19 protein-coding genes are annotated in these 19,798 nt (G+C 65.3%); 13 read left to right on the forward strand and 6 right to left on the reverse strand.

The features are described from left to right. The first annotated feature begins 25 nt into the window (after window positions 1-25). The gene (locus ACEQZ0_RS07400; RefSeq protein WP_370189859.1) at window positions 26-1,138 is read left to right on the forward strand and encodes an alkene reductase; all 1,113 of its coding nucleotides are present in this window, start codon (window positions 26-28) and stop codon (window positions 1,136-1,138) included. A gap of 31 nt (window positions 1,139-1,169) precedes the next feature. Continuing rightward, the gene (locus ACEQZ0_RS07405) at window positions 1,170-2,045 is read left to right on the forward strand and encodes a CoA ester lyase (RefSeq protein WP_370189861.1); all 876 of its coding nucleotides are present in this window, start codon (window positions 1,170-1,172) and stop codon (window positions 2,043-2,045) included. On the opposite strand, the gene ACEQZ0_RS07410 is transcribed toward ACEQZ0_RS07405, so the two are convergent. Together ACEQZ0_RS07410 and lipB are read right to left on the reverse strand one after the other, a co-directional pair. Continuing rightward, window positions 2,042-2,359, reverse strand: coding sequence for a hypothetical protein (locus tag ACEQZ0_RS07410; RefSeq protein ID WP_370189863.1), 318 nt, complete (start codon window positions 2,357-2,359; stop codon window positions 2,042-2,044). The two genes, ACEQZ0_RS07405 and ACEQZ0_RS07410, sit on opposite strands and share 4 nt — an antisense overlap. Further along, a complete protein-coding gene (gene lipB, locus ACEQZ0_RS07415) occupies window positions 2,356-3,027 on the reverse strand; it encodes a lipoyl(octanoyl) transferase LipB (RefSeq protein WP_370189865.1) in 672 nt (223 codons plus the stop codon). Before lipB ends, ACEQZ0_RS07410 begins: the two co-directional genes overlap by 4 nt. Before the next feature lie 59 nt (window positions 3,028-3,086). Here lipB and ACEQZ0_RS07420 point away from each other — a divergent pair, with 59 nt between their 5' ends. Then, window positions 3,087-3,911: a glycerophosphoryl diester phosphodiesterase membrane domain-containing protein gene (locus ACEQZ0_RS07420; RefSeq protein ID WP_370189867.1), complete on the forward strand. Its 825-nt coding sequence runs from the start codon at window positions 3,087-3,089 to the stop codon at window positions 3,909-3,911. Here ACEQZ0_RS07420 and ACEQZ0_RS07425 read toward each other — a convergent pair. Continuing rightward, entirely contained in the window at window positions 3,908-4,543 is a 636-nt protein-coding gene (locus tag ACEQZ0_RS07425) for a class I SAM-dependent methyltransferase (protein ID WP_370189869.1), read from the reverse strand. The two genes, ACEQZ0_RS07420 and ACEQZ0_RS07425, sit on opposite strands and share 4 nt — an antisense overlap. Before the next feature lie 95 nt (window positions 4,544-4,638). Between ACEQZ0_RS07425 and ACEQZ0_RS07430 the strand changes: the two genes are divergently transcribed. Continuing rightward, window positions 4,639-5,997 carry an MFS transporter gene (locus ACEQZ0_RS07430; RefSeq protein ID WP_370189871.1) on the forward strand — a complete coding sequence of 453 codons (1,359 nt, stop codon included), beginning with the start codon at window positions 4,639-4,641 and terminating at the stop codon, window positions 5,995-5,997. Between the two features lie 67 nt (window positions 5,998-6,064). On the opposite strand, the gene ACEQZ0_RS07435 is transcribed toward ACEQZ0_RS07430, so the two are convergent. Then, window positions 6,065-6,409, reverse strand: a complete 345-nt coding sequence (locus ACEQZ0_RS07435; protein WP_370189873.1) for an arsenate reductase family protein — start codon at window positions 6,407-6,409, stop codon at window positions 6,065-6,067. A gap of 162 nt (window positions 6,410-6,571) precedes the next feature. On the opposite strand from ACEQZ0_RS07435, the gene ACEQZ0_RS07440 reads away from it, so the two are divergent. Continuing rightward, on the forward strand, window positions 6,572-8,689 hold the full coding sequence (locus ACEQZ0_RS07440) for a TonB-dependent receptor (protein ID WP_370189875.1): 2,118 nt from the start codon (window positions 6,572-6,574) through the stop codon (window positions 8,687-8,689). Here the strand turns inward: ACEQZ0_RS07440 and ACEQZ0_RS07445 are convergent. Further along, complete coding sequence (locus ACEQZ0_RS07445; RefSeq protein WP_370189876.1) at window positions 8,686-9,234, reverse strand: (2Fe-2S)-binding protein; 549 nt, start codon at window positions 9,232-9,234, stop codon at window positions 8,686-8,688. The two genes, ACEQZ0_RS07440 and ACEQZ0_RS07445, sit on opposite strands and share 4 nt — an antisense overlap. Window positions 9,235-9,257: 23 nt before the next feature. Then, a complete protein-coding gene (locus ACEQZ0_RS07450) occupies window positions 9,258-10,025 on the reverse strand; it encodes a class II aldolase/adducin family protein (protein WP_370189879.1) in 768 nt (255 codons plus the stop codon). A 122-nt stretch (window positions 10,026-10,147) separates the two neighbouring features. Here ACEQZ0_RS07450 and ACEQZ0_RS07455 point away from each other — a divergent pair, with 122 nt between their 5' ends. The 8 genes from ACEQZ0_RS07455 to ACEQZ0_RS07490 form a co-directional block, all read left to right on the forward strand. Further along, window positions 10,148-11,515, forward strand: coding sequence for an MATE family efflux transporter (locus ACEQZ0_RS07455; protein WP_370189880.1), 1,368 nt, complete (start codon window positions 10,148-10,150; stop codon window positions 11,513-11,515). A 48-nt stretch (window positions 11,516-11,563) separates the two neighbouring features. After that, window positions 11,564-13,948, forward strand: a complete 2,385-nt coding sequence (locus ACEQZ0_RS07460) for a chemotaxis protein CheA (RefSeq protein ID WP_370189958.1) — start codon at window positions 11,564-11,566, stop codon at window positions 13,946-13,948. Then, window positions 13,945-14,379, forward strand: coding sequence for a chemotaxis protein CheW (locus tag ACEQZ0_RS07465; protein ID WP_370189882.1), 435 nt, complete (start codon window positions 13,945-13,947; stop codon window positions 14,377-14,379). Before ACEQZ0_RS07460 ends, ACEQZ0_RS07465 begins: the two co-directional genes overlap by 4 nt. Before the next feature lie 56 nt (window positions 14,380-14,435). Beyond that, window positions 14,436-14,801 (forward strand): PleD family two-component system response regulator, encoded by a 366-nt coding sequence (locus ACEQZ0_RS07470; RefSeq protein WP_370189884.1) that lies wholly within the window; start codon window positions 14,436-14,438, stop codon window positions 14,799-14,801. A gap of 10 nt (window positions 14,802-14,811) precedes the next feature. Then, window positions 14,812-15,909 carry a chemotaxis-specific protein-glutamate methyltransferase CheB gene (cheB, locus tag ACEQZ0_RS07475; protein WP_370189886.1) on the forward strand — a complete coding sequence of 366 codons (1,098 nt, stop codon included), beginning with the start codon at window positions 14,812-14,814 and terminating at the stop codon, window positions 15,907-15,909. Then, window positions 15,900-16,760, forward strand: coding sequence for a protein-glutamate O-methyltransferase CheR (locus tag ACEQZ0_RS07480; protein ID WP_370189888.1), 861 nt, complete (start codon window positions 15,900-15,902; stop codon window positions 16,758-16,760). The genes cheB and ACEQZ0_RS07480 overlap by 10 nt, the downstream gene beginning before the upstream one ends. 168 nt (window positions 16,761-16,928) lie before the next feature. Beyond that, complete coding sequence (locus ACEQZ0_RS07485; RefSeq protein ID WP_370189890.1) at window positions 16,929-18,416, forward strand: putative bifunctional diguanylate cyclase/phosphodiesterase; 1,488 nt, start codon at window positions 16,929-16,931, stop codon at window positions 18,414-18,416. Next, window positions 18,413-19,798 (forward strand): methyl-accepting chemotaxis protein (locus ACEQZ0_RS07490; RefSeq protein ID WP_370189892.1); only part of this gene is annotated, 1,386 nt, incomplete at its 3' end. The genes ACEQZ0_RS07485 and ACEQZ0_RS07490, both read left to right, overlap by 4 nt.

Here is a 19,798-nt window from a genome sequence, read left to right on the forward strand (position 1 = left end):
CGCCAGCAAAAAGGATTTGTCCAGCATGCACGATAGTCTGTTCCAGCCGCTGACCATGGGAGCCCTCGAGGCCAAGAACCGCATCTTCATGGCGCCGCTCACGCGTGGGCGCTCGACCCAGCCGGGTTCGGTGCCGAACGCGATGATGGCGACCTATTACCGCCAGCGCGCGACTGCGGGCCTGATCATTTCCGAAGCGACCGGGATCAGCGTCGAAGGCCTCGGCTGGCCCGCCGCGCCCGGCATCTGGAGCGAGGAGCAGGTCGAAGGCTGGAAACTGGTGACCGATGCGGTCCACGAGGAAGGCGGCCTCATCGTCCTCCAGCTGTGGCACATGGGACGCCTGGTCCACCCATTGTTCCTCGGCGGCAATCCGCCGGTTTCGGCTAGCGCGACGACCGCGCCCGGCCATGCGCATACGTTCGAGGGCCGCAAGGACTACGAGCAGGCGCGAGAAGCGAGCACCGAAGACATCAAGCGCATCGTCGAAGACTACCGCCACGCCGCCGAGAACGCCAAGAAGGCCGGCTTCGACGGAGTCCAGCTGCACGGCGCGAATGGCTATCTGGTCGACCAGTTCCTGCGCGATAGCACCAATCTTCGCACCGACGAATATGGCGGCACCCCCGAGAACCGCACCCGCTTCCTGCGCGAGGTATTGACCGCGCTTATCGATGTGTGGGGCGCGGATCGTGTGGGTGTACGGCTGTCCCCCAACGGTGAGACCCAGGGCTGCGACGACAGCGATCCCGCGGCAACCTTCGGCGCGGCCGCCCGTGTCGTCGAAGACCTGGGCCTCGCCTTCCTCGAGCTGCGCGAACCCGGCCCTGACGGCACGTTCGGCGCCACCGAAGTCCCCAAGCAGAGCCCGCTCATTCGCCGGATCTATTCGGGACGGCTGGTACTCAACAGCGATTACACGCCCCATGGCGCGGTCGCGGATATCGACTCGGGCCTGGCCGATGCCGTAAGCTGGGGTCGCGATTTCATCTCCAATCCCGACCTCCCTGCGCGGTTCCGGTTGGGCTCGGCAATCGCACCTAATGTCAATGTGCCGAATAGCTGGTATGGATCGGGTCCGGAGGGCTACATCGATTACCCGATGCTAACCGAGATGGAGCAAACTGCCGCCGGGTGATTCGCCTCGCGGCGAGAATCTGGAGGAAGGCGTGCGCTCGTGGATCCTGATCCCGGCGGATAACGAAAAGGCGCTTGGCGCGGCGGCAGCGGCAGGTGCCGATGCCGTGGTGATCGATCTTGCGCGCCCCTTGCCTCTGGCGCAGCAGGCCGCCGCAAGGACCGATGCGGCCGACTGGTTGCGCTCGCATCGCGAACAGCTGGTCGCGCATCGCCGGTTCGAACGCTGGGTACGGATACCGGGGCTCGACACGCCGCATTGGCGCGAAGATCTCGACGCCGCGATGGCGGGGTCGCCGCATGGCATCGTGTTGACGCACTGCCGCGGGACCGAGGATATCCGCCAACTCGCCTCGGTGCTTTACGAGATCGAGGACCGGCTCGGCCTCGCCGCCAATATCACGCGCATCGTTCCGCAATTGGGGTCGTCCCCCGCCTGTGCACTCGCCCTCGGGCGACTGGCCGACGAATTGCATCCGCGGGTCGCTGCCCTGACCTGGGATGCCGTGGCGCTGGCCCGCGCGATCGGGGCACGGCGGCTGCGCGGCCCCGGGGGACGCTGGAGCGACCCGCTCGCGCAAGTGCGCGGACAGCTTCTGCTCATTGCGCATGCCAAGGCGGTTGGCGCGATCGAATATCCCTATCGCGAGGTCCGCGATACCGATGCAGGCCTGCGCATCGCCGAAGCGGCCAGGGCGGACGGCTTTACCGGCATGTTCGCCATCCACCCCTCGCAGGTTGCCGGGATCAACAGCGCCTTCGCCCCGGTCGAGAGCGAGGTGAGCGAGGCCATGAAGATCGTCTCGGCTTTCGCCACCAATCCCGGCGCAAGCATTCTGACCGTTGGTGACCGCAGGGTCGGGCCGGCCGATCTGGCGCACGCCAAACGCCTGCTCGGCGAAGATTAGTCCTCGGCAGCGGGCTCTGCGACGGGTTCGGCCGTTGCTGGCGGCTCGGTGTCGCCATCGCGGCTCGGGGTATCGGCTTCCTCTCCGCTTGTCGCGGAGGTCTCGGACTGTGTGGCACGCTCTTCGCGTATGGTCGGGGACTGCGAGCGCAGGCGATCGAGCGGGAGCATGTCGTCGCTGATCGTGCCTCCCAGCACCTCGCCCTGGGCGCCACGCCCGGCTTCGGCCGCGGTCTCTTCGGCGGGCGAATCGTCGCCACACGCCGACACTAGCGCCGCCCCAGCGGCAAGCAAGACAGCCGTTCGAAACGTCATGGCAACGCGCAGGTCCTTCCTTCGAGCGCTTCGAGGAAATCGCCGAAGCGCGCCCGCAATGCCTCATCGAAGGCGGCCGGCGCAAGATCGATTCCGAGCCGCTGGAGGCTGGTGACGCCGAATTCCTCGATCCCGCAGGGCACGATGCCGGTGAAGTGCGAGAGGTCGGGCGCAAGATTGACTGAAAATCCGTGCATCGTCACCCAGCGCCGCACGCGCACCCCGATCGCGCCGATCTTGGCCTCGCGGCCATCGATATCGCGCGTCCAGATGCCGATCCGGCCCTCACTGCGCCAGCTATCGACGCCAATGTCGGCGAGCGTGGCAATGACCCAGCCCTCGACCGAATGGACGAAACAGCGCACGTCGCGGCCCCGTTGCTTCAAATCGAGCATGACGTAGCCAACCCGCTGCCCCGGGCCGTGGTAGGTATAGCGCCCGCCGCGCCCGGCCTCGACGACCTCGAAGCGCGGATCGAGCAGTTCGGCCCCGTCGGCGCTGGTCCCGGCGGTATAGACCGGCGGGTGCTCGAGCAACCAGACCATCTCCTGCGCCTGCGCTTCGGCAATCGCGCGGTTGCGCTCGGTCATGGCCGCGAGCGCATCGCGATAGCCGATTTGACCCGGCTCGGCGCGCCATTCGATGGTTTCGGGTGAAGGCGTGGACATGCGCGATTGCGTGGCGACTGGCGAAACGCTTATCAAGGGGCAAACGGGAGAAACGCTGCATGAAATTCGACCTCGACACCGCATGGAAGGATGCCACCGGCTTGCTCACGCGCAATCTGGGCCTGCTGGCGGTGATCGCCGGCGTGTTCTTCTTCCTGCCCTATGCGGGGATCGCGCTCGCCCTTCCGGAAATGGGTGAACTTCAGAAGGCGCAGGCGACTGGCAATGCCGAAACCATGATGGCTGCGGTGAGCGCCCTCTATGTGGGCTATTGGTGGGTGTTCCTGATCCTGGCGCTGGTCCAGGGTGCCGGGTTGCTGGCCATGCTGGCGCTCGTCCGGCGGCGCGCCAATCCCACGGTCGGCGAGGCCCTGGCCACCGGCGCGCGGTCGGTGCCCAGCTATATCGCTGCACAATTGATGCAATCGGCGCTGATCGTGATCGTGGCGATGCTCTTGGTGGGGCTCGGCGCGGTGACCGGACTGCAGGTGCTCGCGGCGCTCGGCGGAGTGATCGCCTTCGTCATCGTCTGCTATATCGTCACCAAGCTTTCGCTCGCCGCACCGGTGATCGCGATCGAGGGTCAACTCAACCCGATCAGGGCGCTGCAACGCTCATGGTCGCTCACGCGCGGCAACAGCGTGCGGCTGTTTGCATTCTACCTGCTTCTGCTGGTCGCCTTCATCGTGCTGTCGGCGGTCTTCTCGCTGGTGTTCGGCTTCGTCTTCGCGCTCGCCGGCGAGCAGGCGGCGCTACTGGGCGAGGCGATCCTTTCGGGCTTCGTCAATGCGGCGATGATCGCGATCACGGTCTGCGTGCTTGCCGCGGTGCATACGCAGCTCGATCGGCTGGCGAGCGCGCCGGGCGAAACGCTCGAAGCCTAGTCGTCGCTCTCCTTCCAGCCCCAGAAGAGCTGGCAGGGAAGCACGTTCCACAATTCGAAGCCCCGGTCGATGCGACGGAAATGCTTCGCCATGAAGTCGCGCGCCTTGGCCGAGAACTGATAGACCAGGAATGCGCCCCCGGGGCGGATCACCTCATGCGTCGCCGCGGCGATTGCCGGGCCGATCCCGTCGGGAAGCGTTGAAAAAGGCAGGCCGGAGAGGACGTAGTCCGCCCCGTCGTGGCCATGCGCCTTGACGATATCGACCACATCCGCCGCCGAACCGTGCACGGCGTGGAAGCGGCTGTCGCGGAAATGCTTCCTGAGATAGTCGATGTAGAGCGGATTGGTATCGATCACGATCAGCGTGCCGTCGCGCCGCAGCCGGTCGAGCACCGGCTGGCAGAATGTGCCGACGCCCGGGCCATATTCGACGAAGACCTCGCAGCGCGTCCAGTCGACCGGCGCCAGCATCTTCTCGATCGTGAAGCGCGACGAGGGGATGATCGACCCGACCATCCGCGGGTGTTCGAGGAAGCCGCGGAAGAACACGCCCCACTGGCCGAAGAAACGGGCGGCCTTCTGCCGCAGACCCGGCCGTTCGATGACGCCGACGCTTTGATCCGAATTCAAGTGAGACTTCCTTGCGACCTCGGGCAACAAACCTGCGGTCTGGCAGCCTGTCTTCGCCATTGCAAGCGGCCCGGCCTCGGCTTACCCGACGAGCTATGGCCGAAACAGACCCAGCCCCGTCGCTTGCCCGGCCCGCGCCCTCCGCGATCCCGCGCGGGCGCATGGCGCTGCTCTTCACCGTGATGCTGACCACCGCCGCGGGAAATACCGCGATGCAGTCGGTCATGCCCTCGATCGGCACCGAGCTCGGCGTGGCCGACGTGTGGATCAGCCTCGCCTACAGCTGGTCGGCGCTGCTGTGGGTGATCTGCGCCCCGTTGTGGGCCGAGCGTTCCGACCGGCGTGGGCGCAAGGCGATGATGGCGCTGGGCCTGCTCGGCTTCATCGTCAGCTTCACGCTGTGCGGGGTGATGCTGTGGCTCGGCCTCAACGGATTTCTCGGCGCGACTGCGGCGCTGCTCGCCTTTGCTGCGGCGCGCAGCCTTTACGGCGGCTTCGGCAGCGCGGCCCCGCCGGCGGTGCAAGCCTATGTCGCCAGCCGCACACCGCGCGCGCAGCGTACGCAGGCACTCTCGCTGATCGCCTCGAGCTTCGGGCTCGGCACGGTCATCGGCCCTGCCCTCGCCCCGCTGATGGTGTTGCCCGTCATCGGGCTGACCGGCCCGTTCCTGATCTTTTCGGCGATCGGCGTGATCGCATTGGTTCTGCTGCGGCTGCGGCTACCCGACGACGAGCCCCAATTCCCTGCACGCGGAACCACCGCCGCCTATGCCGGGGGCGCCAATGCCACCAATGCGGATCCCGATCCCGACCGTGACGGGGAGGCGCAGGAAGTCGAACCGCTCGGGTCGACGCGCAAGCTGCGCTGGTTCGAACCCCGGCTGAGGCCATGGATCGTCTGCGGGCTTCTTGGAGGCCATGCGCAGGCGATGGTGCTCGGCATCGCAGGCTTCCTCGTGCTGGACCGGCTCGGCCTGCGGGCGACGCCTGCCGAGGGCACGGGTCCGATCGGGCTGGTACTGATGGCCGGCGCGCTGGCTACGCTGCTTGCCCAATGGGGAATTATCCCGCGGTTCGACCTTGGCCCCCGCGCGGCAACGCTGCTGGGTATTGCCACGGCAGCGCTCGGAACGGTGCTGCTCGGCGTGGCGCAGGATCTCCACCTCATCGCATTGTCCTTCGCGCTCGCATCGCTCGGCTTCGGGCTGTTCCGCCCCGGATCGACCGCGGGCACTTCGCTCGCGGTCACGCGCGAGGAGCAGGGCCAGGCCTCGGGCATCACGGCCTCGGTCGCGGGGGCGAGCTACATCTATGCCCCCGCACTTGGCGTGTGGACCTACAACCACTCGGACTGGATCGGCTTCGGCCTGATTGCCGGCCTGTGCCTGACAGTCTTCGTCTATGGCTGGGTGGCGCTGCAGCCCGATAGCGAGCTCACGCGCGAGCGGCGTTGATTGCCTGCTGGATGCGTGAAGCGAATCCGCGCTTCGCTTGCGGCCGCACCGGGCAGGATGCCGCGATCTAGAGGATCTCGAGCACCGTATCCTGCGGGCGGCACAGGCGCACCCCCTTTTCGGTTTCGACCAGCGGGCGCTCGATCAGGATGGGATCGGCCACCATCGCTTCCAGCACTGCGTCAGCCGAAGCGTCGGGCAGCCCGCGCTCTTCCGCATCGGTTCCGCGCAGGCGCAGCCCCTGGTTGGGCGTGATGCCCGCGTCGCGATAGAGCTGCCCCAGCTTTTCCGCGCTCGGCGGGTCCTTGAGATATTCGATCACCTCGAGCTCGACCCGCGACAGGTTTTCGAGAATCGCGAGCGTCTTGCGCGAGGTGCCGCATTTGGGGTTGTGCCAGATGGTCGCTTTCATGGGGCCGAATCTCCTGCTGTCGGCGTGCTGACTAAGCGAGTGTTGCGATGACTGAAAGCGACGCTTGCGATTTTTTCACGCACACAAGACTTGCAAATGCGAATAGGTCGCAATAGCAGGCGGTCATCGATTGAGAATCACACGCAAGACTGAAGGGTTTCCATGAGGGATCGTTTTTCGCGCGCCGCGCTTCTGGCCGGTGCAGCATTCATTTTCACCGCAACCACCGCACAGGCCGAAGATGCGGCGCAGCCCGAGCGCGACTATCTGCCCAGCAATATCGTCGTCACCGGCGAGCGCGATACGGGCTACGACAATGACGATGGCTCGTCGGCAACGAAGACGCCGACCCCGCTGATCGACGTACCGCAGGGCGTCAGCTTCATCACCGAGGACCAGCTCGAGGACCAGTCGATCCGCCAGCTGAACGAAGCGCTGCGTTACGTCCCCGGCATCAGCATGGAAACCGGCGAAGGGCATCGCGACGAAGTCTTCATCCGCGGCCAGGAATCGACCGCCGACTTCTACATCGACGGCCTGCGCGACGATGCGCAATACTACCGCTCGCTCTACAACATCGAACGCGTCGAAGTGCTCAAGGGCGCCAATGCGCTGATCTTCGGCCGCGGCGCGGGCGGCGGCGCGATCAACCGCGTCGCGAAGCGCGCCGACCTGGCGGGCCAGGCGGTTTCCGGTTCGGCCTCGGTCGACAGCTTCGGCGCTTTCGCGCTGCTCGCCGATGTCAACCAGCCCCTCTCGGGCGATGTCGCGCTGCGTGTAAACGGTACCTATGAGGAATTCGACAGCCACCGCGATTTTTACGAGGGCCGCTTCTACGGCATTTCGCCGACGCTTACCGCCCAGCTCGGCCCGCAGACCACGCTGATCGCCAGCTACACCTATGATGACGACAAGCGCGTCACCGATCGCGGTGTCCCCTCTGTCGGCGGCACCGGTCCGTTGCGCGGATACGACGAGACCTTCTTCGGCGATCCGGACTTCAACGAAGCGGAATCGCAGGCGCACATCGCGCGCCTGCGCCTCGAGCACGATTTTGGCGGCGGCCTGACCGCGAATGGCACCATCCAGTATGCGAATTACGACAAGGTCTATGCCAACATCCTGCCGACCGGCGTCAATACGGCTGCGAACACCGTCTTCCTCGGCGGCTACCGCGACTACACCACGCGCGAAAACTGGATCGGCCAGGGCAATCTGATCTGGCAGACGGGTGGCGACATGGTCGAATCCACGTTGCTGCTGGGCTTCGAGGCCAGCCGTCAGGACACGGTCAACGGCCGCGATACCGTCAGCTTCACCCGCGCCCCGGGCACCGACGGCCTCGACCCCAACGAAACCCCGCTGGCCGAGACGATCTTCGTGCCGCCCTACGCCCTCAATCCCGGTGCGCGCCTGCGCGATTCACAGCTCGAAACGCTCAGCTTCTATATCCAGGAGCAGCTGCAGATCGGCGACCACATCGAGCTGGTCGGCGGCCTGCGCTGGGATCGCTTCGACTTGCAGACGCTGGATGTGTTCGGCGGCGTTTCGGGCGACCGGGTCGACGAAAAGGTCAGCCCGCGCCTGGGCGTCATCGTCAAGCCCGATGCGGACCTGTCGATCTATGCCTCCTATGCCGAAAGCTTCCTGCCGCAGGCGGGTGACCAGTTCCTGCTGCTGAGCCCGACTTCGGCCCAGTTCGAGCCGGAGAAGTTCACCAATTACGAGCTCGGGCTCAAGTGGGCGCCGCTCGAGAAGGTCCTTGTCAACGCGGCCGTCTTCCGCCTCGAAAGGAGCAAGACGCCCTTCACCGACAGCCTCGGCAACACCACGCTGTCCGGCGAAAGCCGCGTGGACGGCTTCGAAATCGGAGCGGTGGGTGAAATCACCGACTTCTGGCAGGCCAACCTCGGCTATACCTATCTCGACGGCGAACTGCGCACCGCTAGCAGCTTCGGCCCTGCCGGGCAGCGCCTGCAGCAGACCCCGAAGCACCAGATCGCTGCTTGGAACCGTTTCGACGTGACCGAGGCGTTCGGCTTCGGTTTCGGCGTCATCCACCAGTCGGACCAGTTCGCGAGCTTCTCGAACACCGTCGAACTGCCGAGCTACTGGCGCGTCGATGCCGCCGCCTATTACACGGTGAACGAGCGTGTCAGCGTTCAGCTGAACATCGAGAACCTGTTCGACGAAACCTACTATCCGAGCGCACACGGCAACAACAACATCCAGCCCGCCGAACCCTTCAGCGCGCGGATCGGAGTTCGCCTCGCGCTCTAATCGGCCTGTTCGGGGGCGCTGATCGCGGGGACTTCCCGTGCAGCGTCCCCGGCCCTGATCCCGGGGGCCGGCGCGGCGCTGATCGTTTCGGCCCGCCGCGCCACCCGCCCCGCCCGCTCGATCGCCCGGACCAGCCGCGGGTAGACGCCGCAGCGGCACAGGTTGGGGATCGCCGCCTTGATCTCGGCCTGGCTGGGCGAGGCGGTCTTGGCCAGTAGCGCGCTCGCCGCCATGACGATGCCCGGCGTGCAATAACCGCACTGGATCGCCTGCTCCGCCACCATTGCCTGCTGCACCGGGTGCGAGCGGTCGCGGCTCAGTCCTTCGATCGTGGTGATGAAACGCCCCTCGGCTTCGGCAATGGTGATGAGGCACGATCGCAGCGCCTCGCCATCGACATGGACCATGCAGGCGCCGCAATCGCCCACCCCGCAGCCATATTTGGTGCCGGTGAGATTGGCCGCGTCGCGCAGCGCCCACAAGAGCGGCGTATCGGGATCCATCAGGAAGCGCACCGGCTTCCCGTTGACAGTCATGCTGGTCATGCGCGGCGCGTCTCAGCCAGCGGTCAGTATTTCCAGCTGTCGTCGATCTTCGACACGCGGCGTTTCCACGCCTCGAAATCGAACACGCCCGCCCCGCCCTGCGACTGCATGACGGAGAGGTCGCGCTGGTGAACGTCGACGACGTCCTGCGAAATCACGTTCGCCTCGCCCTGGCTGAGCGTTGCCACCTGGATTTCGCAGGCACGCTGCAGCGCCCACATCTTCACGAACATCCCCGGAATGGTCTTGTCCATCACCACCGGGCCGTGGTTGCGCAACATCAGGATCGAGTGATCGCCGAGGTTCTCGACCAGTCGCTCGCCTTCCTCGGGTCGAACGGTGACGCCCTCGAAATCATGATAGCCGATCTGCCCCTGGAAATTGCAGGCGTAGAAATTGGTCGGAACGAGCCCGTCCTTGTGGCTGCACACCGCCATGGTGGCGGTGGTGTGCACATGGCAGATCGCATTGGCGCGTGCGCCCAGGTGCTTGTGGAAATAGGCGTGCTGGGTGAAGCCGGCCTTGTTGACCATATATTGCGAGGGCCCGACATTGTTGCCCTCGACGTCGATTTTGACGAGGTTCGAAGCGGTCACCTCGTCATAGAGCAGGCCGAACGGGTTGATGAGGAACACATCCTCCTCGCCCGGAACCGCGACCGAGATGTGGTTGTAAATGCTCTCGTCCCAGCCGAGGTGATCGAAGATGCGATAGCAGGCGGCGAGGTCCTGCCGCGCCTGCCACTCGGCATCGCTGCATTCGAAATCGCGGGTCTTCATCTGCGTGGCCATGGCGTGCTCTCTCCGTCAGCAGTCCTGTTTCGCAACCTGTATCGCATGGCGGGCTGCGACTGCGCAAGCAAGGAGGAGTTGGCGCTAGGCAAGCCGCCCACGCCCCGCTAACGCCCCAGCCGATGAGCGAGACGGCCAAACTCACCCGGGGGAGCATTCGCGGCCATCTCGTCGGACAGACGCTGCCGATGATCTTCGGAGTCGCGGCGATCATGTCGGTCGGGCTGATCGATGCCTATTTCATCGGCCGGCTGGGCGCGCAGGAACTCGCTGCGGTGAGCTTCATCTTCCCCATCACCATCGCGCTTTCCAGCCTCGGCGTCGGCGTCATGGTCGGGATCAATTCGGTCATCTCGCGCGCGCTCGGCGAAGGCGATGTCGCGCGGGCCGAACGGCGCGCCAATTTCGGCGCGATCTTCGCGCTGGCGACCGGCGTGGTGCTGGGGCTGGTACTCTACCTGCTGCTCGATCCGCTGTTCGCGCTGATGCAGGCCCCCGACACGCTGCTCCCGCTCATCCGCGAATATATGCGGCCATACGCGCTGGGCCTGCCGGTCATGCTGCTGCAGATGGGCCTCAACGGCGTGCTCCGCGGCCAGGGAGAGGCGCGCAAGACCAGCTACGTCTCGCTGACCTTTTCGATCGCCAACTGGATACTCGACCCGATTCTCATTACCGGCGCTTTCGGGATCGGCGGTTTCGGCATCGCCGGCGCCGCCTATGCGACGATCGCCGGCTTCTTCCTCGCCATCCTCGTTGCGCTGTGGCTGATCCGCGGCGGGCAATTGCAGATCCACCCCGCGACCATCCGCGATTGCGATGTCGGCGCCTCGAGCAAGGCGATCCTTTCGGTTGCCGGTCCCGCCGCCTTCTCCAACGCGATCAATCCGATCGGCCTCTCGGTCCTGACCGCGCTGCTCGCCAGCCAGGGCGAGGCCGCGGTGGCCGGCTTCGGGGCGGCGGGACGGCTGCAGAGCTTCGCCGTCGTTCCGCTGCTCGCGCTCTCGGGCTCGATCGGTGCCATCGTCGGACAGAACTGGGGCGCCCGCCGGGCCGATCGTGCGCGCCGCGCGATGTGGTGGTCGGCGCTGTTCTGTATCGGCTACGGGTTGGCGATCGCGCTAGTGCTGTTCTTCACCGGCGACTGGTTCGCCGATATCTTCACCGACGATCCCGCGGTCATTGCCGAATTCTCGCATTACCTCGCCATCTCGGTCTGGGGCTATGCCGGCTTCGGCCTGCTGATCGTCGCCAATGGCGCGCTCAATGCGGTCGACAAGGCGGGATATGCGCTTACCCAGAGCGCGGTGCGCGTGTTTCTCGTCATGCTTCCCTTCGGCTGGCTGCTGCGGCCGAGCTGGGGGTCGTCGGCGATCTATGCCGCGGAACTCTCTGCCAATCTGGCGGGCGGCGCGCTGGCCGCCTACGTCGTCTGGCGGATCCTGCGCTCGGGCCCCGCAATCAGCGCCGCGTCCAACACCAAACGTTAACCATCCTCGTCCATAGCCGGTCCCATCGTACGAGGGGCTTTTTTGATGATGGACGACCTGCTGGCGGATTTCGTCGCGGAAACCCGGGAAATGCTGGAAGCGAGCGGCGGCGAAATCGTCGCCTGGGAAGCCGACCCCGCCGACAAGGCGCGGCTCGATACGATCTTCCGTTTCGTCCATACGGTAAAGGGGAATTGCGGCTTCTTCGATTTTCCGCGGCTGGAGAAACTGAGCCACGCGGCCGAAGATGCGCTTGCCGATTGCCGCGCGGGCCGCCGCGACCCCGACCGCGCGCTCGTTTCGGCGGTGCTCGCGATCATCGATCGCATAAGCGAGATGACCGATTCGATCGAGGCCGGTGAGGACTATCCCGAAGGCGGCGACGACGAATTGATTGCGGCGCTGCAGCCCAGCGAGACGGTCGAGATCGTCGGCGAACCCAAGCAAGCCCCATCTGCGCCGACTTCCGCCGATACCGCCGAGACCGCTGCCCCCAAGGCCGCCCGCAACTCGGGAGTCCAGCGCTCGATCCGGCTGCCGACCGAACTGCTCGACGAGGTGATGAAAGGCGTGTCGGACATGGTGCTGGCACGCAACGACCTGGCCAGGCGGCTGCGCGAGGCGGGGGTACAGCCGGAGATAGACGGCCCCTTCGACCGGCTCAGCACCATCCTCGCCGATGTCCGCACCGCAATCACGCGCATGCGGATGCAGCGCCTCGAACACCTGTTCGGCTCGCTACCGCGGCTCGTCCGCGACCTCTCGAACGAACTCGGCAAGCAAGTAATGGTCGATTTCGAGGGCGGCGAGGTCGAACTCGACCGCGAGATGGTCGAAATGGTGCGCGACCCGCTGACGCATATCATCCGCAACGCGCTCGACCATGGCCTCGAAGGGCCCGGCGAACGCATCAAGGCAGGCAAGCGCGAGCTTGGCCTGCTCAAATTCGCCGCACGTCAATCGGGCAATCAGATCACGCTTGCGATCACCGACGACGGACGCGGTATCGACACCGAGCGCCTTGCGGCCAAGGCGGTCGCAGCGGGCATCTATAGCCAGTCCGAAGTCGACGCTATGTCCGAGCGGCGCAAACACTACCTGATCTTCGAACCGGGGCTTTCGACTGCCGATGCGGTCAGCGCCGTGTCTGGTCGCGGTGTCGGCATGGACGTCGTTCGCGCCAATATCGAGCGCGTTGGCGGCTCGATCGACGTCGTCAGCAAACCCGGCGAAGGAACCAGCTTCTACCTCAAACTGCCGCTGACGCTCAGCATCATTGCGGCATTGACGGTGGGCTGCGGGACCCAGCGCTATGCGATCCCGCGCAGCTATGTCGAGGAAATCGTCTTCGGATCGAGCGAGCATGTCGAATTCGCCGAGGCTGGCGAGCGCCAACTCGTCACCTTCCGCGGCAAGCGCGTCCCTTGCCTGTCGCTCGGCGAAATCCTCGGCACCGAAACGCCCGACGCCGATTCGTGGCAGTACAAGACGCTGGTACTGGTCCGCCTGGCGAGCGAGGAGGTCTTCGCGCTCGCGGTCGACCGCGTCTACGATCATGAAGACGTAGTGGTCAAACCCATCGCACCCGCGGTCATGGAAACGGGACTCTATGCGGGCACCACGCTGCTCGACGATGGCCGACCGATGATGCTGCTCGACCTGCCGAACATCGCCCAGCAGCACCAGCTGGTAAATGAAATGCGAAGCGCGACGCGCGTTGTCGAGGAGGAGCAGGTCGAACAGCGTGCGAGCCACCCGATCATGCTGTTCACCGCACTCGACGGGCGTCGCCGAGCAGTCCGTCTCGAGCTGGTGCGCCGGATCGATACCGTTGCCCGCGAGGCGATCGATATCGAGGGTGCGCGCGCACAGGCCGTAATCGACGGCGCGATCTTCACCCTGGCCGGCCACGAATATGGCTCGTTGCCCGAAGAGAAATGCCGTCTGCTGCGCCTTTCCGACGGCGACTGCGAGATCGCCTACGCGGTCCAGGAAGTGCTCGATGCGGCCGCGATGGACGGCGACATCATCCCCTCCGCGGCCGACCCGGCGATCGAAGGCGTTACGCTGATCGGCGACAAGCCCGTGCCGGTGATCGACGGCCATGCGCTCTTCGCCCGCCACCAGAGCGCGAAGGGCAGCGCCCACACGATGACCTGTCGCCTCCCCGCAGGAAGCGACTGGGCGCGGACGATTCTCGAACCGCTTGTCGAGGCGGCCGGATACCGCGTCGCCACCGACGCGGCGGAAGAAGCCGATGTCGCGATCGAGCTGGCCGAGGAGCAGGCAACCCCGGCCGGCCCCGCCCGCCGCGTGATCCGCCTGCGGCCCGAGCCCGAGGCGCCAGATGACACGCAGGACAGTATCTATCGATACGATCGCGAGGCCCTGCTCGCCGCACTCAAGCTAGCCCGTTCGGGGAAGACCGCATGAACCAACTCCTGCTCCTGTGCCGCATTGCCGGGCGCAACGCCGCGATCCCCGCGATTCGCGTCCAATCGGTGATTGAAGTCGGGGAGATCACCCCGTTGCCCGGGGTGCCCCCCTTCATCCGCGGCCTCACTGCACTGCGCAGCCAGGCCCTGACGGTGATCGACTGTTCGGTCGCGCTGGGCTTCGAAAGCCAGCCCGATACTCCCGAGCAACGTGCCGCGGTGGTCGATATCGATGGCCATCTCTACGCCCTGCTGGTCGATGCCGCCTACGATGTCGGCGAGGCACGCAGCGACCCGATCGAAGTGCCGGGCGGCTTCGGCGCCGGCTGGCAGGCTGCGGCACGCGGCATGGTCGAAACCGATACCGGCCCGACATTGCTGATCGACATCGAAACGCTTGTTTCCGGTCCCGCCGCCCAGGCGGCTTAAGCGAATAGTTACCCTCCGGCGCTAGGAATCGCTGGAAAACACCAGAGGTCATTCACATGAAATCCTGCCTTATCGTCGACGATTCGCGTGTCATCCGGAAGGTTTCGAGACATATTCTCGAGACGCTGGGCTTCGCCGTCGAAGAAGCCGAAAATGGCCAGGAGGGCCTCGACAAATGTGCCGAGGCGATGCCCGACGTGGTCCTGCTCGACTGGAACATGCCGGTGATGACCGGCATCGAATTCATCACCCAGCTGCGCCAGCGCGAAGGCGGCGACAAGCCCAAGGTGGTCTTCTGCACCACCGAAAACGACGTCGCGCATATCCGTGAAGCGATCAGTGCCGGGGCCGACGAATACGTCATGAAGCCGTTCGACCACGAGACCCTGCAGATCAAGCTGCAGCTTGTCGGCATGGCCTGAGGAGGCTTCGATGGGCGCTCCTCTGCGTTCCGAATTCGCCGGTTCGGGGCCCACTCGCGGGGTCTGCCCCGACCCGGTCCGAGTCATGATCGTCGATGATTCGCTGACCGTGCGCACCGTCTTCTCGCGCATGATCCAGCAGGAAGACGACATGCATATCGTAGCCACCGCGAACACGGCCGAAAGCGGGCTCGCCGAGCTTGCCTCGGTCGAACCCGATGTGATGCTGCTCGACCTCGAAATGCCCGGCATGGGCGGGCTCGAAGCCCTGCCGAAGATCATGGCCGCCGCACCCGACACCAAGGTGCTGGTCATCTCGTCGCTTACCGCCGATGGCGCGGCGTCGACGGTCAAGGCGCTCTCGCTGGGTGCTGCCGATACCATGCTGAAGCCCCGCCCGGGCGGATTCGACGACCAGTACCGGTCCAGCCTTCTCGGCAAGATCCGCGCGCTCAAGGGTCAGACGCCAGATACGCTGGGCAAGGCCGATGGCGCTGCCGCGGCGACCCGGCGCTCGGGCAAATCGCCGCAGGTGGTCGCCATCGGCGCCTCGACCGGCGGCATTCATGCGCTCAATCTCTTCCTGCAGCAGGTTCCGGCGACTTTCGAACTGCCGATTCTCGTCACCCAGCACCTGCCCGCCAGCTTCGTTCCGGTGTTTGCCCAGCAGATGGAAACGGCGGCCGGACGGCGCGCCGTCCTCGCCGACGAGGGTGTCCCGATCGAGCGCGGGGTGATCTACATCGCCCCCGGCCATGGACACATGGTGGTACGCAATTCGGGTGGACGTCGCGTCCTCGGCCTCGCCTATCATCCGGTGAAGAGCGGTTGCATGCCCTCGGTCGATCCGATGTTCGAGACGCTGGCCGAAGCCTATGACGGCCACGTCGCCGGCGTGCTGCTGTCGGGCATGGGCCGCGACGGCACCGAGGGTGCCCATACGATCCTCTCCGCAGGTGGAACGATCTACGCCCAGAGCGCCGAGACCTGCGCAGTGTGGGGAATGCCCCGCGCGATTGCCGAACAGGGGCTGGCCGCCGCCGTGCTTCCTCCCGCCGAACTTGCCGAAAAGCTCCTCGCGAGCACAGGAGCCGACGCATGGCAGTAGACGACGCTTCGCACCGTATTATCGGAGACCTTCTTGCGCAGCGTACCGGACAGCAACTGACGGAAGGCCGTCGTTGGCGTGTCACCAGTGCGTTGTCCGGCCTGTTTCGCGAGTTCGGGATCGAGAATGTCGACCAGCTCGCCTGCATGCTCGAACGCCCGGGCGAACACAGGCTCGCGACCCGCGTGGTCGAGGCGCTGCTCAACAACGAGACCTATTTCTTCCGCGATCACGCCTATTTCTCGGTGCTTGCGAACCAGGTCCTGCCCGATCTCGCGCGCAAGCGCGAGGCGCGCAAACGGCTTTCGATCTGGTCGGCAGGCTGTTCGACCGGGCAGGAGGCCCTCAGCCTGGCGATGATCTTCGCCGAACAACCGGGGCGCTGGAGGGACTGGAAGATCGAAATCATCGGTACCGATGTATCGAGCAAGGCGATCGAGACCGCCCGCAGCGGACTGTACACCCAATTCGAGATCCAGCGCGGGATCAGCGTCGCGCAGATGCTCAATTTCTTTTCCGAGAGCAACGGGCAGTGGCAGGCGGCGGACAAGATCCGTTCGATGATCCGCTTCCAGCAGCACAATATCCTCGACTTTCCCCCGTCACCGGGACGGTTCGACCTGGTGATGTGCCGCAACGTGTTGCTCTATTTCGACCCCGAAACGCGGGCGACGGCCTTCAGCCGGCTCGCGAGCGGCATCGCCCCCGACGGGTGGATGATGCTCGGCGCCGGGGAAACCGTCGTCGGTCAGACCGAGCGGTTCAAGCCGGCAGAGTTCGGCTCGTCGCTCTACCGGCCGGTGCTCGAGGAATATGCTAAAGCCGAACCGTGCCTGCGCGCAGCGTCCTAGGGGCGCCGCCGCGCCCGTTTAAACAAGGTAAACCGGTAGTTTACGCTTCCTTAGCGAATGCAATCTAGGCGGTAATCCGACAATAAAAGGGGCGCGCGTGAGGGAATGAGTTCGAGTTCGTACGGATTTCGCGAGAGCGATAGTACGCGAACTGTGATTTTCGCGCCGATGGCCGTTCTGGCCGGCGTTTTCGTGCTGACCTGGGCGGCGGCACTTGCCAATCGCTATTTCGAATGGGTCTCGCTTTCGACCATTCTCGCGGTGGGCGCTCTCGCCTTCGGCATCGCGACGACGCTTTGCGCCTTTGTCGGCCTTCGTCATCTCAGCCGCGTCGAGCAGCTCTCGCGCAGCGATAGCCTGACCCTGCTCCCCAACCGCCGCGCCCTGCATTTCGACATCCAGCACGAATATCGTCAGGGCCACGAGGTGGCGCTGGCGATGATCGACCTCGACGGCTTCAAGCTGATCAACGATCATTACGGCCATTTCGTGGGCGATGCGGCGATCCGCGAATGCGCCGAAATCTTTCGCCAGATCAGCGACGGCGAGGCCGGTGTCTACCGCCTCGGCGGCGACGAATATGCAATGATGATCGGCGGGCCGGTGGCGGGAACCCTGCTCGAGGGGCTCTGCCGGCGTATCATCGAACGCCTCGCCAAGCCGATTCATGTCGAAGACCGCCGTCTGACGCTGGGCGCCAGCATCGGCCTTGCCCGTCGCACGTTGCAGGACGATGTACCCTCGTCCGAACTGCTGCGGCGCGCCGACATCGCGATGTATGCCTCCAAGCGCGGCGGCAAGATGCGCTGTACTTGGTTCAGCCCGACCTTCGACAAGAGCCGCGAGCAGCTCAAGGAAATGGACGACGAACTGCGCCAGGCGCTCGCTCGCAACGAGTTCCGGCTGCATTACCAGCCGCTGATCGACAGCAATACGCGGGTGATCGTTGCGGTCGAGTGCCTTCTGCGCTGGGAACGCCCCGACGGAAAATGCATCGGCCCCAATGTCTTCATTCCGGTGGCGGAAGAGAGCGGACTGATCAATTCGATCGGGCTTTGGGTCCTGCGCAAGGCCTGCCGCAATGCGCTCGAATGGGACGGGATCAGCCTGTCGGTCAACATCTCCGCCGCACAGTTGCGCAATCCCGAATTCCCGATCCAGCTTGGCCATATCCTTGAGGAATCAGGCTTCGATCCGGAACTTCTCGAGCTCGAGATTACCGAGACCTGCCTCGTGCTCGACCCGGTGGTGGCCGAGCGCAGCCTGGCGCTGATCCGCAGCTTCGGAGTCAAGATTTCGCTCGACGATTTCGGCACCGGCTATGCCTCGATCGGCTTCCTGCGCCAGTTCCGTTTTGAAAAGCTCAAGCTCGATCGCAGCCTGGTGGTCCAGGCGAGCGAGGATGACGGCAGCCGCGCGATGATGCTGTCGAGCATTACCGTCGCGCGCGCCATGAAGATGGCCGTCACCGCAGAGGGCGTCGAGACCGAAGAACAGGCCGCCATGGTCCGTGCCGCCGGGTGCGACCAGATCCAGGGCTGGCTCTATTTCAAAGCGATGCCCCCCGGGGAAATCGCCCAACATCTCGGCAAGCCCATCGGGCGGCCGCGGCAGTCCCGAACCAAAGCCCGAACCAAAGGAAGTAAGGTCGCATGAGCGCGCTGCAGGAAATCGCCAATGGCATGGTTGCCGAACAGGAAGCCCGGCCCGACATCGACCTGTCGAGCGTATCCGGGTCTGCCCCGAACGCTGTCGCCAGCGACGGAGTGCCCGCCGCCCCGGCACGGGGACTGGGCCGCTGGCTGGCAGACAAGTCGGTCGGCCAGAAGCTCTGGGCCATCGCAACCGCGAATATGGCCGTGGTGCTGCTGTGCCTGATCTCGATCTGCATCGGCGGCTATTTCGCGCTCCAGGCCCGAGCAGAGCGTATGGCGCTTTCGACCGCGGCGGTAACTGCAGAACGCATGGTCGCCGATATCAACACCGGCCGCCTGTTCGTCCAGCGCTATGCCGTTTCGGGAGAGAGCCGGGATCTGGCTTCGGCGCGGGACGCATTCGATGAAACCGACCGCGGCCTGACCAGGCTCGAAACCCATGTTGCGATTACCGCACCGGCGGTCCTGCCCCAGATCGACCAGCTCGACGCTTCGCTCGCCAGACTGCGCACACGCGTGCAGGCAGCACAGCTTTCGAGCGGCACCCGCGCGCAATGGCAGGAGTTCTCCGACAGTGTTTATGTCGAGGGCCAGGCTTTCGTCGACCTGGCAAGTGTGACGCGCGCCGACATCGAAGCCATCGGCGAACTCGCCGACCAGGCATCGCGCACTATGGTGATGTGGCTCTTCGTGGCCTTCTTCGTGGTCAGCGCCATCGGCTTGGGCATCAGTTGGACCGGCGCGCGCGTCATCGGTCGCGATGTGTCGGGAACGCTGCGCAAGATGACCGACGTCGCCTCGCGCCTCGCCAGAGGCGAAAAGGATATTCACATCCCCGCAACGGACCGCCGCGACGAGATCGGCGACCTCGCCCGCGCGCTCGAGGTCTTTCTCGAAGCCGCCTGGAAAGTGGAGCGGATGTCGCGGGAACAGGAAGCGCTGCACCGGGATCGGGGGCAGGAAATGGTCCGCTTTGCCAAGCGGTTCGAGACCACGGTTGGCGAAGTCGTCAACGGCGTCGCATCGGCCTCCGCGCAATTGAAGGAAACCGCCGGTTCGATGGCCGTCACTGCCGAACAGGCCTCGCTGCAGACCTCGAGCGTGACCGCCTCGATGGAACAGGCTTCGCACGGGGTGACCGCCGCAGCGGCCGCGTCGGACGAATTTGCCATGTCGATCGGCGAGATCAGCCGTCAGGCCGCGCATTCGGCCGAACTCGCGCGCAAGGCGACCGATGCCGCCAATGGCGCCGACGACACGATTTCGGCGCTGGCCAGTTCGGCCGAGCAGGTCGGCAAGATCGTCCAGCTAATCCAGTCGATCGCCCAGCGCACCAATCTGCTCGCGCTCAATGCCTCGATCGAGGCGGCGCGCGGGGGCGAA

This window comes from Qipengyuania sp. (assembly GCF_964227205.1).
Lineage (GTDB): Bacteria > Pseudomonadota > Alphaproteobacteria > Sphingomonadales > Sphingomonadaceae > Qipengyuania.

Excerpts from the sequence above, each read along its gene's own strand:
- ACEQZ0_RS07430 (WP_370189871.1), top strand. The coding sequence starts at position 4,639 with ATGGCCGAAACAGACCCAGCCCCGTCGCTTGCCCGGCCCGCGCCCTCC.
- ACEQZ0_RS07465 (WP_370189882.1), top strand. The coding sequence starts at position 13,945 with ATGAACCAACTCCTGCTCCTGTGCCGCATTGCCGGGCGCAACGCCGCG.
- ACEQZ0_RS07485 (WP_370189890.1), top strand. The coding sequence starts at position 16,929 with ATGGCCGTTCTGGCCGGCGTTTTCGTGCTGACCTGGGCGGCGGCACTT.
- cheB (WP_370189886.1), top strand. The coding sequence starts at position 14,812 with ATGGGCGCTCCTCTGCGTTCCGAATTCGCCGGTTCGGGGCCCACTCGC.
- ACEQZ0_RS07480 (WP_370189888.1), top strand. The coding sequence starts at position 15,900 with ATGGCAGTAGACGACGCTTCGCACCGTATTATCGGAGACCTTCTTGCG.
- ACEQZ0_RS07470 (WP_370189884.1), top strand. The coding sequence starts at position 14,436 with ATGAAATCCTGCCTTATCGTCGACGATTCGCGTGTCATCCGGAAGGTT.
- ACEQZ0_RS07450 (WP_370189879.1), bottom strand. The coding sequence starts at position 10,025 with ATGGCCACGCAGATGAAGACCCGCGATTTCGAATGCAGCGATGCCGAG.
- ACEQZ0_RS07400 (WP_370189859.1), top strand. The coding sequence starts at position 26 with ATGCACGATAGTCTGTTCCAGCCGCTGACCATGGGAGCCCTCGAGGCC.
- ACEQZ0_RS07435 (WP_370189873.1), bottom strand. The coding sequence starts at position 6,409 with ATGAAAGCGACCATCTGGCACAACCCCAAATGCGGCACCTCGCGCAAG.
- lipB (WP_370189865.1), bottom strand. The coding sequence starts at position 3,027 with ATGTCCACGCCTTCACCCGAAACCATCGAATGGCGCGCCGAGCCGGGT.
- ACEQZ0_RS07440 (WP_370189875.1), top strand. The coding sequence starts at position 6,572 with ATGAGGGATCGTTTTTCGCGCGCCGCGCTTCTGGCCGGTGCAGCATTC.
- ACEQZ0_RS07420 (WP_370189867.1), top strand. The coding sequence starts at position 3,087 with ATGAAATTCGACCTCGACACCGCATGGAAGGATGCCACCGGCTTGCTC.
- ACEQZ0_RS07460 (WP_370189958.1), top strand. The coding sequence starts at position 11,564 with ATGGACGACCTGCTGGCGGATTTCGTCGCGGAAACCCGGGAAATGCTG.
- ACEQZ0_RS07455 (WP_370189880.1), top strand. The coding sequence starts at position 10,148 with ATGAGCGAGACGGCCAAACTCACCCGGGGGAGCATTCGCGGCCATCTC.
- ACEQZ0_RS07445 (WP_370189876.1), bottom strand. The coding sequence starts at position 9,234 with ATGACCAGCATGACTGTCAACGGGAAGCCGGTGCGCTTCCTGATGGAT.
- ACEQZ0_RS07410 (WP_370189863.1), bottom strand. The coding sequence starts at position 2,359 with ATGACGTTTCGAACGGCTGTCTTGCTTGCCGCTGGGGCGGCGCTAGTG.